15 protein-coding genes are annotated in these 14,084 nt (G+C 70.6%); 13 read left to right on the plus strand and 2 right to left on the minus strand.

The window, feature by feature from the left end; genetic code table 11:
• Nucleotides 1–80: 80 nt before the first annotated feature.
• The 10 genes from ABT299_RS16805 (at nucleotide 81) to ABT299_RS16850 (ending at nucleotide 8,994) form a co-directional block, all read left to right on the plus strand.
• Entirely contained in the window at nucleotides 81–1,193 is a 1,113-nt protein-coding gene (locus ABT299_RS16805; RefSeq protein ID WP_190859621.1) for a zinc-dependent metalloprotease, read from the plus strand.
• A 94-nt stretch (nucleotides 1,194–1,287) separates the two neighbouring features.
• Complete coding sequence (gene tilS / locus ABT299_RS16810) at nucleotides 1,288–2,373, plus strand: tRNA lysidine(34) synthetase TilS (protein ID WP_500251324.1); 1,086 nt, start codon at nucleotides 1,288–1,290, stop codon at nucleotides 2,371–2,373.
• Between the two features lie 96 nt (nucleotides 2,374–2,469).
• Complete coding sequence (hpt, locus tag ABT299_RS16815) at nucleotides 2,470–3,033, plus strand: hypoxanthine phosphoribosyltransferase (protein ID WP_190859541.1); 564 nt, start codon at nucleotides 2,470–2,472, stop codon at nucleotides 3,031–3,033.
• 322 nt (nucleotides 3,034–3,355) lie between these two features.
• Nucleotides 3,356–5,362 carry an ATP-dependent zinc metalloprotease FtsH gene (gene ftsH, locus ABT299_RS16820; RefSeq protein WP_190859539.1) on the plus strand — a complete coding sequence of 669 codons (2,007 nt, stop codon included), beginning with the start codon at nucleotides 3,356–3,358 and terminating at the stop codon, nucleotides 5,360–5,362.
• Nucleotides 5,363–5,367: 5 nt separating this feature from the next.
• Entirely contained in the window at nucleotides 5,368–5,982 is a 615-nt protein-coding gene (gene folE, locus ABT299_RS16825) for a GTP cyclohydrolase I FolE (protein ID WP_194737086.1), read from the plus strand.
• A gap of 265 nt (nucleotides 5,983–6,247) precedes the next feature.
• Nucleotides 6,248–7,129, plus strand: coding sequence for a dihydropteroate synthase (folP, locus tag ABT299_RS16830; RefSeq protein WP_241755835.1), 882 nt, complete (start codon nucleotides 6,248–6,250; stop codon nucleotides 7,127–7,129).
• Nucleotides 7,126–7,563: a nuclear transport factor 2 family protein gene (locus tag ABT299_RS16835; protein ID WP_190859537.1), complete on the plus strand. Its 438-nt coding sequence runs from the start codon at nucleotides 7,126–7,128 to the stop codon at nucleotides 7,561–7,563. Before folP ends, ABT299_RS16835 begins: the two co-directional genes overlap by 4 nt.
• Nucleotides 7,564–7,574: 11 nt before the next feature.
• On the plus strand, nucleotides 7,575–7,940 hold the full coding sequence (gene folB / locus ABT299_RS16840) for a dihydroneopterin aldolase (protein WP_190859615.1): 366 nt from the start codon (nucleotides 7,575–7,577) through the stop codon (nucleotides 7,938–7,940).
• A complete protein-coding gene (gene folK / locus ABT299_RS16845; RefSeq protein WP_190859535.1) occupies nucleotides 7,937–8,524 on the plus strand; it encodes a 2-amino-4-hydroxy-6-hydroxymethyldihydropteridine diphosphokinase in 588 nt (195 codons plus the stop codon). Before folB ends, folK begins: the two co-directional genes overlap by 4 nt.
• A complete protein-coding gene (locus ABT299_RS16850) occupies nucleotides 8,521–8,994 on the plus strand; it encodes a DUF3180 domain-containing protein (RefSeq protein WP_190859533.1) in 474 nt (157 codons plus the stop codon). The genes folK and ABT299_RS16850 overlap by 4 nt, the downstream gene beginning before the upstream one ends.
• A gap of 44 nt (nucleotides 8,995–9,038) precedes the next feature.
• Here the strand turns inward: ABT299_RS16850 and ABT299_RS16855 are convergent, their stop codons facing one another.
• Nucleotides 9,039–10,187: an NADH-quinone oxidoreductase subunit D gene (locus ABT299_RS16855; RefSeq protein ID WP_500251325.1), complete on the minus strand. Its 1,149-nt coding sequence runs from the start codon at nucleotides 10,185–10,187 to the stop codon at nucleotides 9,039–9,041.
• Between the two features lie 79 nt (nucleotides 10,188–10,266).
• On the opposite strand from ABT299_RS16855, the gene ABT299_RS16860 reads away from it, so the two are divergent.
• On the plus strand, nucleotides 10,267–10,998 hold the full coding sequence (locus ABT299_RS16860) for a PH domain-containing protein (RefSeq protein ID WP_500251326.1): 732 nt from the start codon (nucleotides 10,267–10,269) through the stop codon (nucleotides 10,996–10,998).
• Nucleotides 10,999–11,261: 263 nt separating this feature from the next.
• Nucleotides 11,262–12,518, plus strand: a complete 1,257-nt coding sequence (locus ABT299_RS16865; RefSeq protein WP_500251327.1) for a PH domain-containing protein — start codon at nucleotides 11,262–11,264, stop codon at nucleotides 12,516–12,518.
• 128 nt (nucleotides 12,519–12,646) lie between these two features.
• Here ABT299_RS16865 and ABT299_RS16870 read toward each other — a convergent pair whose 3' ends face one another.
• The gene (locus tag ABT299_RS16870; RefSeq protein ID WP_500251328.1) at nucleotides 12,647–13,486 is read right to left on the minus strand and encodes an alpha/beta fold hydrolase; all 840 of its coding nucleotides are present in this window, start codon (nucleotides 13,484–13,486) and stop codon (nucleotides 12,647–12,649) included.
• A 99-nt stretch (nucleotides 13,487–13,585) separates the two neighbouring features.
• On the opposite strand from ABT299_RS16870, the gene ABT299_RS16875 reads away from it, so the two are divergent.
• Complete coding sequence (locus ABT299_RS16875) at nucleotides 13,586–14,032, plus strand: MarR family transcriptional regulator (protein WP_500251329.1); 447 nt, start codon at nucleotides 13,586–13,588, stop codon at nucleotides 14,030–14,032.
• Nucleotides 14,033–14,084: the final 52 nt, after the last annotated feature.

Here is a 14,084-nt window from a genome sequence, read left to right on the forward strand (position 1 = left end):
AACGGTTGTTCGTTGAACGATCGTGCAGGGGCGCCCCGGCGCCGTGTCCGAAAAGTACGGTGGAGCACATGAGCGCCTCAATGATCGACTGGAACGTCGCGGTGCAGGCGGGAACCCGTCTGGTGCGTCCAGGACCGCAGGTCAGCCACGAGGAGGCCCGCGCGGTCGTGGCGGAGCTGCGCGAGCTGTCAAGGGACGCGCACGGGCACGTGCGGGACTTCACGGGCATGGCCTCCGAGCTCGATCCCGCACCGGCGACGGTCGTGGACAGGCCCGGATGGATTCGCGCCAACGTGGACGGCTTCCGGGTGGTGCTGGAACCGCTCATGGAGCAGATGACCGAGCGCCGAGGCCCCGGCCCGCTGGGCGGCGCCGGCAATGTGGTCGTGCAGGCGGTCGGTTCGCGAGTGACCGGAATGCAGGTGGGCGCGATCCTCGCCTACATGGCCAGCCGCGTGCTGGGCCAGTACGAGCTGTTCCTGCCGCCGGACCCGTCCGGGCAGGCGCCGACCGGACGCCTCACCCTGGTGGCGCCCAACATCGTCCATGTGGAGCAGGAGCTCGGCGTCCACACGCGCGACTTCCGGCTGTGGGTGTGCCTGCACGAGGAGACGCACCGCGCCCAGTTCACCGGCGTTCCGTGGCTGCGCGAGTACGTGCAGGACCAGATGACCCAGTTCCTGCTGGCGTCCGACCTGGACCCGGGCGTGATGCTGGACCGCATCCGGGACGCCGCCGAGGCCGTCGCCGACGCGATGCGCGGCGGGGACGCGAACCTCATCGACGCGATCCAGACTCCCGAGCAGCGCAAGATCCTGGACCGGCTCACCGCGGTGATGACCCTGGTCGAGGGGCACGGCGACTACGTCATGGACGCGGTCGGTCCCGAGGTCGTGCCCTCGGTCGAGCAGATCCGCTCCCGGTTCCAGGGGCGCCGCGACGGCGGCTCCAAGCTGGACAAGACGATCCGCCGCCTGCTCGGCATCGACCTGAAGATGAAGCAGTACGCGGAGGGTTCGCGGTTCGTCCGGCGGGTCGTCGCGGAGGCGGGCATGGCCGGGTTCAACCAGGTCTGGCAGTCCCCGGAGAGCCTGCCCACGCACGACGAGATCAAGGAACCGGCCGAGTGGATGAACCGGGTCATCGGCCCGCGTGCCATCGACGTGGCCCCGCCCGAGGCCAGCGAGGCGTGACGCGATAACAGGACACGCAAGCCGCCTGCCCAGCGGGCGGGGAGGGCGGAGACCGCTTCCGCCATGCCGCGCCGTCCGGTGGTAGACGTTTCCCATGGGGCCTGATCCGGCGGTGGCGGCTGTGCGGCGGGCGGTGCGGCACGTCCTTGCCGACCTGCCCGCTGGTGCGATGACGCTCGTGGCATGTAGTGGCGGTGCCGATTCACTGGCGCTCGCGGGAGCCCTCGCCTTCGAGGCGCCCAGGGCGGGGCTCCAGGCAGGCGGCATCACGATCGACCATGGCCTACAGGACGGATCGGGCGCGCGCGCGGACGCGGTCGTCCAGACGCTCGCCGACCTTGGGCTGGACCCTGCCGGGTCGGTGGCGGTCACCGTGGACGGCGAGGGCGGCATGGAGAACGCCGCCCGCAACGCCCGCTACGCGGCCTTGGACCGCGCCGCGGATCGGCTCGGAGCGGCAGCGGTCCTTCTGGGCCATACCCGCGACGACCAAGCGGAGACCGTGCTGCTGGGGCTGGCACGCGGCTCCGGAGCGCGCTCACTAGCGGGGATGCCCCCAGCCCTCAAGCGCCCGACCGCGCAGGGCCATGTTCTGTATCTCCGGCCGCTGCTGGAACTCGACCGGGCGACCATGCGCAGGGCCTGCCTGGCGATGGGCTTGGAGCCCTGGGACGACCCCCACAACGACGACCCCGCCTACACGCGCGTGCGCCTACGGCACCAGGCCCTGCCGGTGCTGGAGGAGACGATCGGGCCGGGCGTGGCCGAGGCGCTGGCGCGAACGGCCCGGATGCTGCGCGACGACGCCGACGCCCTGGACGGTCTCGCCGCGCGCGCTTACGACGAACTCCTCGACGACGCGTCCGCCCGCGACGGGGCAGGCGCATCCGACCGCGATGACGCATCCGACCGCGATGACGAAGGCCGCACCGTCGATGACGAAGGCCACACCGTCGCGATCCGTGTGGGCGGCCTCGAAGAACTGCCCAGAGCCGTCCGTACCCGCGTCTTGCGGATGGCCGCGGTGAAAGCGGGCAGCCCACCGGGTACGCTCGCGGCCGTCCATGTCGATGCAGTGGATCGGCTGGTCACGGCCTGGCACGGCCAGCGGCACGTCGACCTGCCCGGGGGCCTTCGAGCGTTCCGGCGGTATGGGAGGCTGCTGTTCGGCCCGGTTTGACACCATGCCGTGTGCGTCTCGTCACACGGCGTGCCCGTCGCGCAAGGCGTCCGCTCCGTGCGGCGGGCGAAGAGTCACAACGATGAGGGTGGGGTTGTGGACGAGAAGGACCTGGGCAACGACCTGGCGAAGGTGCTGATCCCCGAGGCCGACCTGCAGGCGAAGGTGCGCGAGCTCGCCGCGCAGATCGACGCCGACTACGAGGGCAGGGACCTGCTCCTCGTCGGCGTCCTGAAGGGCGCCGTCATGATCATGGCGGACCTGGCGCGCGCGGTGCACACGCCGGCCTCGATGGACTGGATGGCCGTCTCGTCCTACGGGTCGGGCACCAAGTCGTCGGGCGTGGTCCGCATCCTCAAGGACCTGGACACCGACATCCTCGACCGCCACGTGCTCATCGTGGAGGACATCGTCGACTCGGGCCTGACGCTGTCGTGGCTCGTCAGCAACCTGCGCTCGCGCGGTCCGGCGTCCCTGGAGATCTGCGCGCTGCTGCGCAAGCCCGAGGCGGTGAAGACCGACCTCGACGTCAGGTACATCGGGTTCGACATCCCCAACGAGTTCGTCATCGGGTACGGGCTCGACTACGCCGAGAAGTACCGGAACCTTCCGTTCGTGGGGACTTTGGCGCCCCATGTGTACGGCGGGGAGGGCTCCTGAACCCGTCCGTGCGCGGTCTACCGGCGTTCCCTGGGAGCCCCCAGGGAACAAGGGGCCGTGACGGATCGTTGCAAAGGTCGTTGACGGGTATATGAAGAGGATCAGGAGATCGGCGCTGGCTGCGTCTCCTGTGCCCTGCGGTGTACCGTCACTATCCCGGGCCCTCGGGTCAGGGAGCCATGTGAGGGAGACCGCCTCGGTGGGTCCGGAGCCCCGGGCGACGGGCCTTGCTGGTCGCAGTGGCGTCCGCCCCCCGGGACGGGCGAGGATCGCACACAGACGTTGGTCAGGAGGGACGGGCCCCGTAGGGGTAACCGGATAAATGGACGTGAAGCGCTATTTTCGCGGGCCGCTGCTGTGGATCCTGCTGTTCGGCCTTTTGGTCGCCCTGGTGATGTGGGGCGTCAACCCCGGCCGTTCGTTCGAGAAGACCGACACCTCCAAGGTGGTCCAGGAGATCGACGCCGGACAGGTGAAGTCCGCGAAGATCGTGGACAAGGACCAGCGGATCGAGGTCACGCTCAAGAACGGCAAGCAGCAGCAGGCCTCCTGGGTCGACGGCCAGGGCCTGCAGTTGCAGAACCAGTTGCAGAAGCAGGCCGACGCGGGCAAGCTGCCCGGCGGCTACAACGTTGATGTCCCCAAGCAGAGCTTCTTCCTGAACCTGCTGTTCAGCCTGTTGCCCATCGTGGTCATCGTGCTGATCTTCCTGTTCATCATGAACCAGATGCAGGGCGGCGGCTCGCGGGTGATGAACTTCGGCAAGTCCAAGGCCAAGCTCATCACCAAGGACACCCCGAAGACCACCTTCGCCGACGTGGCCGGGGCCGACGAGGCCCTGGAGGAGCTGGAAGAGATCAAGGACTTCCTGCAGAACCCGGCGAAGTTCCAGTCGATCGGCGCGAAGATCCCCAAGGGCGTGCTGCTGTACGGCCCGCCCGGCACCGGTAAGACGCTCCTCGCGCGCGCGGTGGCCGGCGAGGCGGGGGTGCCGTTCTACTCGATCTCCGGTTCCGACTTCGTCGAGATGTTCGTCGGCGTCGGCGCCTCCCGGGTGCGCGACCTGTTCGAGCAGGCCAAGACCAACGCCCCCTCGATCATCTTCATCGACGAGATCGACGCCGTCGGCCGGCACCGCGGCGCGGGCCTCGGCGGCGGCCACGACGAGCGCGAGCAGACGCTGAACCAGCTGCTCGTCGAGATGGACGGCTTCGACGTCAAGGGCGGCGTGATCCTGATCGCGGCGACCAACCGCCCCGACATCCTGGACCCGGCGCTGCTGCGTCCCGGCCGGTTCGACCGGCAGGTCACCGTGGACCGTCCCGACCTGGAGGGCCGCAAGGGCATCCTCCGGGTGCACGGCCGCGGCAAGCCGTTCGCCCCGGACGTCGACCTGGACGTCATCGCGCGCCGCACCCCGGGCTTCACCGGCGCGGACCTCGCGAACGTGATCAACGAGGCGGCGCTGCTGACCGCGCGCTTCGACCGCAAGCTGATCGACATGGACACCCTCGAGGAGTCCATCGACCGCGTCATGGCCGGGCCGGAGCGCAAGACCCGGGTGATGTCGGAGAAGGAAAAGAAGATCATCGCCTACCATGAGGGCGGGCACGCGCTGGTGGCGCACGCGCTGCCGAACTCCGACCCCGTGCACAAGGTGACGATCCTCCCGCGCGGGCGCGCGCTGGGGTACACCATGACCCTGCCGATGGAGGACAAGTTCCTCACCACGCGCTCGGAGATGACCGACCAGCTGGCCATGCTGCTGGGCGGGCGTACCGCGGAGGAACTGGTCTTCCACGAGCCCACCACGGGCGCGGCCAACGACATCGAGAAGGCCAGCTCCATCGCCCGCAACATGGTGACCGAGTACGGCATGAGCGAGCGCCTCGGCGCCCGCAAGTTCGGCACCGGGCAGGGCGAGGTCTTCCTCGGCCGCGACATGGGCCACGAGCGGGACTACTCCGAGGACATCGCGTCCGCGATCGACGACGAGGTGCGCCGCTACATCGAGGCCGCCCACGACACCGCGTGGGAGATCCTCATGGAGTACCGGGACGTCCTGGACGACCTGGTGGTCAACCTCATGGAGAAGGAGACCCTCTCCAAGGAGCAGGTGCTGCAGATCTTCGCTCCGATCCAGAAGCGGCCGCACCAGAACTCCTACACCGGCTACGGCAAGCGCCTCCCGTCGGACCGCCCGCCGGTGCTCACGCCCAAGGAACTGGCTCTGCTGGGCCCGCAGGACGTGACCGACCTGACCAAGAACAACGGCCAGGGCGGCGGCGTCACCTCCGAGTCCGCCGACCCGGCCCCGGGCGAAAGCTGACCGCCTTGGCCATCCCCTACGACGAAGAGCCCGTGCGGGAGGACCCTCCGGGGTTCGACCACGCGCGGATCGAGAAGGCGGTGCGCGAGATCCTGTTCGCGATCGGGGAGGACCCCGATCGCGACGGGCTCCGCGACACGCCGGCGCGCGTCGCGCGCGCGTACGCCGAGCAGTTCGCCGGGCTGCGCCAGCGGCCCGAGGACGCGCTGACGACGGTGTTCGACGCCGACCATGAGGAAATGGTCCTGGTGAAGGACATCGAGGTGTACAGCGTCTGCGAGCACCACTTGGTGCCGTTCCACGGGGTGGCGCACGTCGGGTACACGCCCAACAAGAAGGGGCAGATCACCGGCCTGTCGAAGCTGGCCCGGCTGGTCGACGTGTACGCGCGTCGCCCGCAGGTGCAGGAGCGGCTGACGAGCCAGGTGGCGGACGCGTTGATGCGGGTGCTGGAGCCGCGCGGGGCGATCGTCGTGATCGAGGCCGAGCATCTGTGCATGACCATGCGAGGGGTGCGCAAGCCGGGCGCCAAGACGGTGACCTCGGCGGTGCGCGGTGACTTCCGCGATCATGCGGAGACCCGCAGCGAGGCGATGAGCCTGATCCTGGGCCGCCCCTGACCCTCGTCCGCATCTCGAATCCCCAGAACGTCCGAACGGGCCTCAGCGTCGCGCTGAGGCCCGTTCAGCGTGTGATGGGTGAGCGGCGACGGACGGCCGGGGCGCGAGCGCCGTTGCGGGACGACGGCCGCCGGCCGAGCAGGCCACGGCCGTCGGCCAGGCAGGCCGCGGGCGCGCCCGCGTCGCCTAGAGCGCGCCTAGGACGGGGCTAGAGCGGCCTAGGGCGACGATCTGAAGGGGTGCAGGCAAGGCATAGGGTTGTTGTATGACCAGTGCCGCCGTTCCGGGGCTGCCCCAGCCGGGGCGATGCCTCGTCATGGGCGTGGTCAACGTCACCCCGGACTCGTTCTCCGACGGGGGGAGTTGGTTCGATCCGGAGAAGGCCGTCAGGCACGGCCTGGACCTCGTCGCCGAGGGCGCCGACATCGTCGACGTGGGCGGGGAGTCCACGCGCCCGGGGGCGCAGCGAGTGTCGCTGGACGAGGAACTCCGCCGCGTGGTGCCCGTCATCAAGGCGCTCACGGAAGAGAACGTTCCGGTCAGTGTCGACACCATGCGCGCGGAGGTGGCGGAGGCCGCCGTCTCCGTGGGCGCCCGTCTCGTGAACGACGTGAGCGGCGGCCTGGCCGATCCGGACATGCCCCGTGTGGTGGCCGCCGCCAACGTGCCCTACGTGGTGATGCATTGGCGCGGCCACAGCCACGACATGCAGACCCGGTCCGTCTACGCGGACGTGGTCCGCGAAGTGCGCGAGGAACTGCTGCACCGCGTCGACGCGGTCCTGCGGGAGGGCGTCGACCCGTCGATGGTCGTCCTCGACCCCGGGCTGGGGTTCGCCAAAAGCCCCACTGCCGGGCACAACTGGGCCTTGCTGGCCCACCTGGACGAGTTCGTCGGTACGGGCTACCCCCTTCTCGTGGGCGCTTCCCGCAAGAGCTTCTTCACGACCCTGCTGGCCGAGCCGGACGGGACGCGCCGCCCGTTCGCCGAGTGCGACGACGCCACCGTCGCCGTCACCGCCCTCGCCGCGACCGCCGGTGCGTGGTGCGTCCGCGTGCACCGGGTACGTCCGAACGTGGACGCCGTACGCGTGGCGGCCGCGATCGAGGCCGCCCGTCCCATGCACCCCGGAGGCGACCAGCGATGAGCCGTGCAGTGAACCGCGCCGACCTGGAAGAGGTCCACGCCGAGTTCTACGCCGCCTTCGAAGCGGGGGACTTCGACCGCATGTCCGACGTGTGGGCGGAGGGCCCCTACGCGGCGGGCGTCTCCTGCGTCCACCCGGGCTGGACGATGTTGCGCGGGCGCGAGGAGGTTCTCCGCTCGTGGGCGCTCATCATGGCCAACACCACCTACATCCAGTTCGTGCTGACCGACGTCGAGACGGACGTCTACGGCGACCACGCCGTGGTCACGTGCAAGGAGAACGTCCTCACCGCTGACGAGGACACCGAGGCCGGTTTCCTCGCGGGAGGGAGCATCGTGGCCACGAAACTGTTCGTACGCGTCGACGGGCAGTGGCGGCTGCTGCTGCACCACGGCTCGCCCGTCCTCACTCCCGCGGATGCAGAGGAAGAATGAGCCTGGACCGCATGGAACTGGACCGCATAGAACTGCGCGGCCTGCGGGCCCGGGGGCGGCACGGCGTGCTGCCGGCGGAACGCGAACTCGGGCAGGAGTTCGTCGTCGACGCGTCGCTCGGCCTCGACACCCGCCCCGCGGCGGAGACCGACGACCTGTCGCGTACCGTCGACTACGGCACGCTGGCCGGCCGGCTGGTCGCGGCCGTCGAGGGCGAGCCCGTCGACCTGATCGAAACGCTGGCCGACCGGCTCGCGAAGATATGTCTGGAGGACCCGGCGGTGGTGGAGGTCGAGGTCACCGTCCACAAGCCGAGCGCCCCGGTGCCGCATCCCTTCACGGACGTCGCCGTGAAGATCAGGAGGAGTCGCCCATGACAGCGTCAGACCGCATGCCCGATCGCACCGCGACCGGCGGCCACATGCTGGTCGCGCACCGCGTCGTGTTCTCGCTCGGCAGCAACCTCGGTGATCGCCTGGACAACCTCCAGGAGGCGGTCGACGCGCTGTTCGACGCCCCCGGCCTGGAGTTCGTGGCCTGCTCCCCGGTCTACGAGACGGCCCCGTTCGCACCGCCCGGGGAGACGCTCCCGGAACAGGGCGACTACCTGAACATCGTCGTGGTGGCCGACACCAGGCTCGCGCCGGAGAATCTTCTCGAACGCGTCCTCAACATCGAGAACTCCCTGCGCCGCGTCCGCGAGGTCCGCTGGGGGCCGCGCACGCTGGACATCGACATCGTGGTGTTCGGTGACATCTCGTCCGACCGCCCCGACCTCACCCTCCCGCACCCGCGCGCGCACGAGCGGGCGTTCGTGCTCGTGCCGTGGGCCGACATCGAGCCGGACGTGCTCCTGCCGGGGCACGGCCGCGTCGGCGACCTGGCCGAGGCCAAGCAGGCGGAAGGGGGCCCTTCGGCCGTTCGCCGCCGGGACGACCTGACCCTGCAGCAGCCTGCATGAGACCCTCCCGCCCGCTGTTCCTCGTCGCCCTGGTGATCGTCGTCGCGGTGATCACTTGGGCGGTGCTGCGTTCCGCGTACGTGTCGCTGCCGCCCCTGCCGTGGACGGCGGTGCCCACACTGCTGCTGCTGGCGCTCGGCGAGGCCTTCACCGGCTACAACCTGCTGCGCCGGATCCGCCGCAAGCCGAACACCAAGCCGGTGGAGCCCCTTGTGGTCGCGCGCATGGCGGCCCTGGGGAAGGCCAGCGCGCACACTGCCGCGCTCATCGCCGGCGTCTTCGGCGGCTTCGCCGCCAGCCTGGCGGACTCGCTGGACAAGTCGACCCCGCGCCATGACTTCTTCGTCAGCGTGGGCACGTTCCTGGCGGCCGTGGTGCTGGTGGGCGCGGCGTTCTTCCTGGAGTACGCGTGCCGTGTGCCCAAGGACCCCGACGAGGAGGAGCGCGACAGGAACGCCTCCAGGGCGTGAGCTCCTGCGGCCGTCCCCGACACGGTGCCGCTACTTGTCGATCGTTACTTGTCGATGTCGCCGACGACGAAGAACATCGAGCCGAGGATCGCGATCATGTCGGCGACCAGGTTGCCGGGCAGCAGTTCGGCCAGCACCTGGATGTTGTTGAACGACGCGGACCGCAGCTTCATCCGCCACGGCGTCTTCTCGCCGCGCGACACCAGGTAGTAGCCGTTGATGCCGAGCGGGTTCTCGGTCCAGGCGTAGGTGTGCCCCTCGGGGACCTTGAGGACCTTGGGAAGCCGCTGGTTGACGGGCCCCGGCGGCAGTTCGCCGAGCCGGTCGAGGCACGCGTCGGCGAGGTCCAGTGACGCGTACACCTGGTCCAGCAGGCACTCGAAGCGGGCGAGGCAGTCGCCCTCCTGCCGGGTGACCACCGGCACGTCGAGTTCCCCATAGGCGAGGTACGGCTCGTCTCGGCGCAGGTCGAAATCGAGACCGGACGCCCGCGCGATGGGGCCCGACACGCCGTACTGAAGAATCTGTTCCTGGGTGAGCACCCCGACGCCGCGCGTGCGCGCGCGGAAGATCTCGTTGCCCATGATGAGGTCGGCGATGTCGCCCATCCTTGAGCGCACCTCGGAGACGGAGGTCCGCGCGCGCGCCGTCCAGCCGGCGGGGAGTTCCTCTTTCAGGCCCCCGACGCGGTTGAACATGTAGTGCATGCGGCCGCCGGACACCTCCTCCATCACCCGCTGCAACGTCTCGCGCTCACGGAACGCGTAGAAGATCGGCGTGATCGCGCCTACCTCCAGCGGGTAGGAGCCGAGGAACATGAGGTGGTTGAGGACGCGGTTGAGCTCGGCCAGCAGCGTCCTCGTCCACACCGCGCGGACCGGCACCTCCATGCCGAGCATCCGCTCGACGGCGAGCACCACGCCGAGCTCGTTGGAGAACGCCGAGAGCCAGTCGTGCCGGTTGGCCAGCACGATGATCTGCCGGAAGTCCCGCACCTCGAAGAGCTTCTCGGCGCCCCGGTGCATGTAGCCGATGATGGGCTCGGCCCCCGAGATGCGCTCCCCGTCCAGGGTCAGCCGCAGCCGCAGCACCCCGTGCGTGGACGGGTGCTGGGGGCCGATGTTCAACGTCATGTCCTCGGTGGCGAGCTCCTTGGCGCCCGCACCGATCCCGACGATCCGCTCGGTGGTCATGGTCGCGTCTCCGCCGCTCCGATCACCGCTTCATGGTCCCATGGCGAGCGGCGGCCGTTATCCGGTTGACTAGGGGGCAATGAACCCGAGCCACGGCGAACCGCCGTACGAGCCCGCCGCGCAGCCTGGATACCAGGACGCGGCGCACCCTCCCGCGCCGTCCGGGCCGGGACAGGGCGGCCATCCGCAGGACCCGGCGGGCCCGCCGCCTGGCCGGCCCGACTTCGTGCCCGGCGCGGGCGGGCAGGTGGCGCCCGGTGGCGGTCCGCAGCCGCAGCAGCACCCTGGCCCGCCCGCCGCGGTGCCTCCGACGTACCGGGCCGACGAGGCGTTCGCCCCCGGCGGGGGCCTCCAGTGGGCGACCATCTCCGCGCGGCACGCACCGCACAGGTTCCTCACCGCCGTGCTGTGGGCGGTCCCCATCGGCGCCGTGGGCGCGTTCCTGGTGTGGCGCAACGGAGGCGCGGTGGCCGCCGTGATGTGGCTCGCCGCGGTAGTGCTGGTCACCATCGTCACGTGGGTCATGGCGGAGCTCGACCGCCGGTCCTTCGGTTACGTCGAGCGTTCCGACGACCTCGTGGTGACCCATGGCGTGTTCGTCAAGCGGCTCATCGTCGTCCCCTATGGCCGCATGCAGTTCGTGGACGTGACCGCGGGTCTCCTTGAGCGCTGGATGGGGATCGCCACGGTGCGCATGCACACCGCGGCCGCGGCGACGGACGCGGCCATTCCCGGCCTGCCCGCCATGGAGGCCGCACATCTGCGCGATCGGCTCGCCCAGAAGGGCGAGGCACGGAGCATGGGCCTATGAACGGCCCCTATGGTCCGCCTCCCGGCGGCCATGGCCGCCCGTACGGACCGTCCGGTCCCTATGGGCCCCAACCGCCGGGTCCTTACGGGCCGCCTCGTCCTCCGTACGGGCCGCCCCCTGGTCCGTACGGTCGGCCCGGACCGCCTTATGGGCCGCCCCAAGCGTATGGACCGCCGCCCGGCTACCGGCCGCCACCGCCGCCGGTCCGGTTCTCCGAGGGCACGCACCGGCTGCACTGGGCGACGGCACCGCTGCGCGCGTTCGTGTTCCTCGTCGTCTACTTCGTCCTGCTCGGCTTCCCGCTGCTGCTGACCCAGACGAGCGGCGGCGTCACGCTGGAGCTCACGCCCGCCGTGCTGACGCGGTTCTTCGCCGTGTCCTTCCCCATGACGGTGATCGCCGCCGTTTCCGGCCTGTGGACGTGGCTGGGCCTGCGCTTCCGCATCGATGGTGATGACCTCGTGGTGGAGACGGGCCTGATCCGCAAGGGCAAGCGCCGCATCCCGCTCTCGCGCATCCAGGCCATCGACGTCGTCCGTCCGCTGGTGACGCGGGTGTTCTCCCTGGCGGAGGTCCGGGTCGAACTCGCGGGCGGGGAGCAGAGCGAGATCGCTCTGCGTTACCTCGGACGCCACTCCGCCCAGCAGTTGCGCGCCGAACTCCTCGCGCGCGCGGCGGGCCTCCCCGGGACCACGCCCGAGGCGCCGGAACGGCACATGTGGCGCGTCCCCTTCGGGAACCTCCTCGCCTCGCTGATCCTCCGCCTGCCCGTGCTCGGCACGGGGATCCTCTTCTTCGCGACCCTGGTCTTCCTCGTGGTGTACGCCGAGGGCGGCATCCTGGCGGTCACGCTGCCCATCGTGCTCGGGCTCATCCGCGCGGTCATCGCGCCGCTGGTGATGTACGCCAACTTCACGGTCGCGATGTCACCGGACGGGATACGGCTGCGCTACGGGCTGCTCGAGACGCGGATGCAGACGCTCCCGCCGGGCCGCATCCAGGCCGTCAGCATCGTCGAGCCAGCCATCTGGCGGAAGATCGGGTGGGCCCGCGTCGAGGTGACCGTCGCCGGCTACGCGGGGGAGCGGGAGGCGCTGTCCTCGACGCTGCTGCCGATCGCGCCGAGGCACGTCGCCATGCACCTGGTCACGCAGGTCTTCCCCGGCACGCACGTGGACGCGGTGCCGCTCGTCCCCGCCTCGTCGAAGGCCATCGCGATCGACCGGGCGGACGGGGCCGGGGCCGACGACGTGGTGTTCGTGGCTCGGCACGGGTGGCCGTGCCGCCGCACGGACGTGATCGCGCACGCGCGCGCGCAGAGCGTCCGCCTGACCATGAACCCGGTGCAGCGCGTTTTCGGGCTGGCCACCGTCCACGTGGACGCGCCGCCGGGACCGGTGAAGGTGGCGGCCGCCGACCGGGAGATCGGCGAGGCCAGGGTGATCGTCGAGTCTGAGGCGCGCCGCGCCCAGGCCGCCCGCAGCACCGCGGGCGACCCGGCCCACTGGGCCGCGCGCTGACCGGTTATCCACAGAATCACGTTCGCCTTTCCTGACCGTTCGGCGCCGTCGAACATGGGTGGCGGTCATCCCCTCGCAGCGGCGAAGGGCGGCGGCCCTCCGCCCGAAGGGCGGAGCCGATCCGCGGATCAGGAGGTCGGCGTGAACAGTTCGTGGACGCGTGCGGCGAAGCCGGTGGGAAACGAGGTGTTGCCGTTGTGGCCGCCCGGGAACTCCTCGACCGGGCGCCCGAGCAGCGCCGCCAGTTCCACGGCGCACTGGTGGTTCCACGCGTTCTTGGAGTCCTTACCGGCGGCGGGGATGATCCGGGTGTGCGCGGCGGCGGCGCGGACCTCCGCGGCGCCCAGCGTGTCCACGCGGCACTGGGGGATGTCGTTGGCCAGGTAGTAGCCGAAGTCGGCGGCGCGCTCCTCGGTCATCGGAGCGGCGATGACCCCGGCCTCGGTCTCGATCCGGGCCGGGTCGAGACCGGTGAGCGCGGCGGCCAGCGGCACGGCGGCGCGCCAGCCGTCCGCCCGGTACGCGGCCTCGACCTCGCCGAGCCGGCGTTCGATGTCGGCCCGGTCGTGGTCCTTCAGCAGGCCAGGGGTCGCAGGGTCGTGGGCGATGAGTGCGGCGAGTTGGCCGGGGTGCGCTGCGGCCAGGTGCAGACCGTAGAGGGCGCCGAGGCTGCAACCGAGCATGAGGGCCGGCTCGTCGGTCAGCGCGGAGAGCAGGTGGTGGACGTCCTCGGCGTGCATGGCGGGCGTCACCGGGACCGAAGGGTCCTCCACCCGCGTCCGGGAGAGGCCGCGGCGGTCGTAGGTGACCATCGTGTAGTGCTCGGCGAGGCGGTCGACCAGGTCGGCGGTCCGGCGCGCGTCCCCCTCGCCGCTCTGCCCGATGACCATCAACGGGCCGTCCCCTCGGACCTCGTAGTACACCTCGGCGCCGGGCACCCGCAGCATCGCGGTCTTGGTCGCGTCCATCCGTCGTCCTCCGCATCGGTCGGCTCACCGGCGGTCGGTGAACACATCTCTATAGATACATCGAAATAGATATATCTGTCCAGATGTAAGTTGGGAGGTGTGAACGGAGTCGAGCTGTTCCTGCTGGGACGGACCCTGATGAAGATCGGCGAAGAGGCCATGCCGGCGCCGCGCGGCGGCCCGGCGGGCGGGACCCGCGCGGTCCTGATCGTGCTGAGCGACATCGTCGGCCATCCGGACAGCGCCATCGGGGAGATCGCCGAGCGGACCGGGCTGCCGCAGAGCCAGGTCTCCACGGCGGTCGCGCGGCTCAGGAAGACCGGCTCGGTGGTGACCGCCCCCGACCCGGACGACCGCCGCCGCTCCCTGGCCCGCAAGGCCGACGAGGTGTCCGACCGCGTGGCCGAGGTGCGCGCGACCACCATCGACGCCGCCCTGGTCGCGGCCCTCGGCGGAAGCGAGCACCTCGCCGAGGTGACGAACGCCCTCGACGTCCTGGCCCGCCACCTGAGCCCAGAAAGCCTCACCCACCTCCGCGCCCCCTGACCCGCCCGCTCTCACCCGCCCACTGGCCTGTTCGTGCGCGTCCGGCTGCGGT

It is taken from the genome of Spirillospora sp. NPDC000708 (assembly GCF_040299565.1).
Taxonomy (GTDB): Bacteria; Actinomycetota; Actinomycetes; order Streptosporangiales; family Streptosporangiaceae; genus Spirillospora.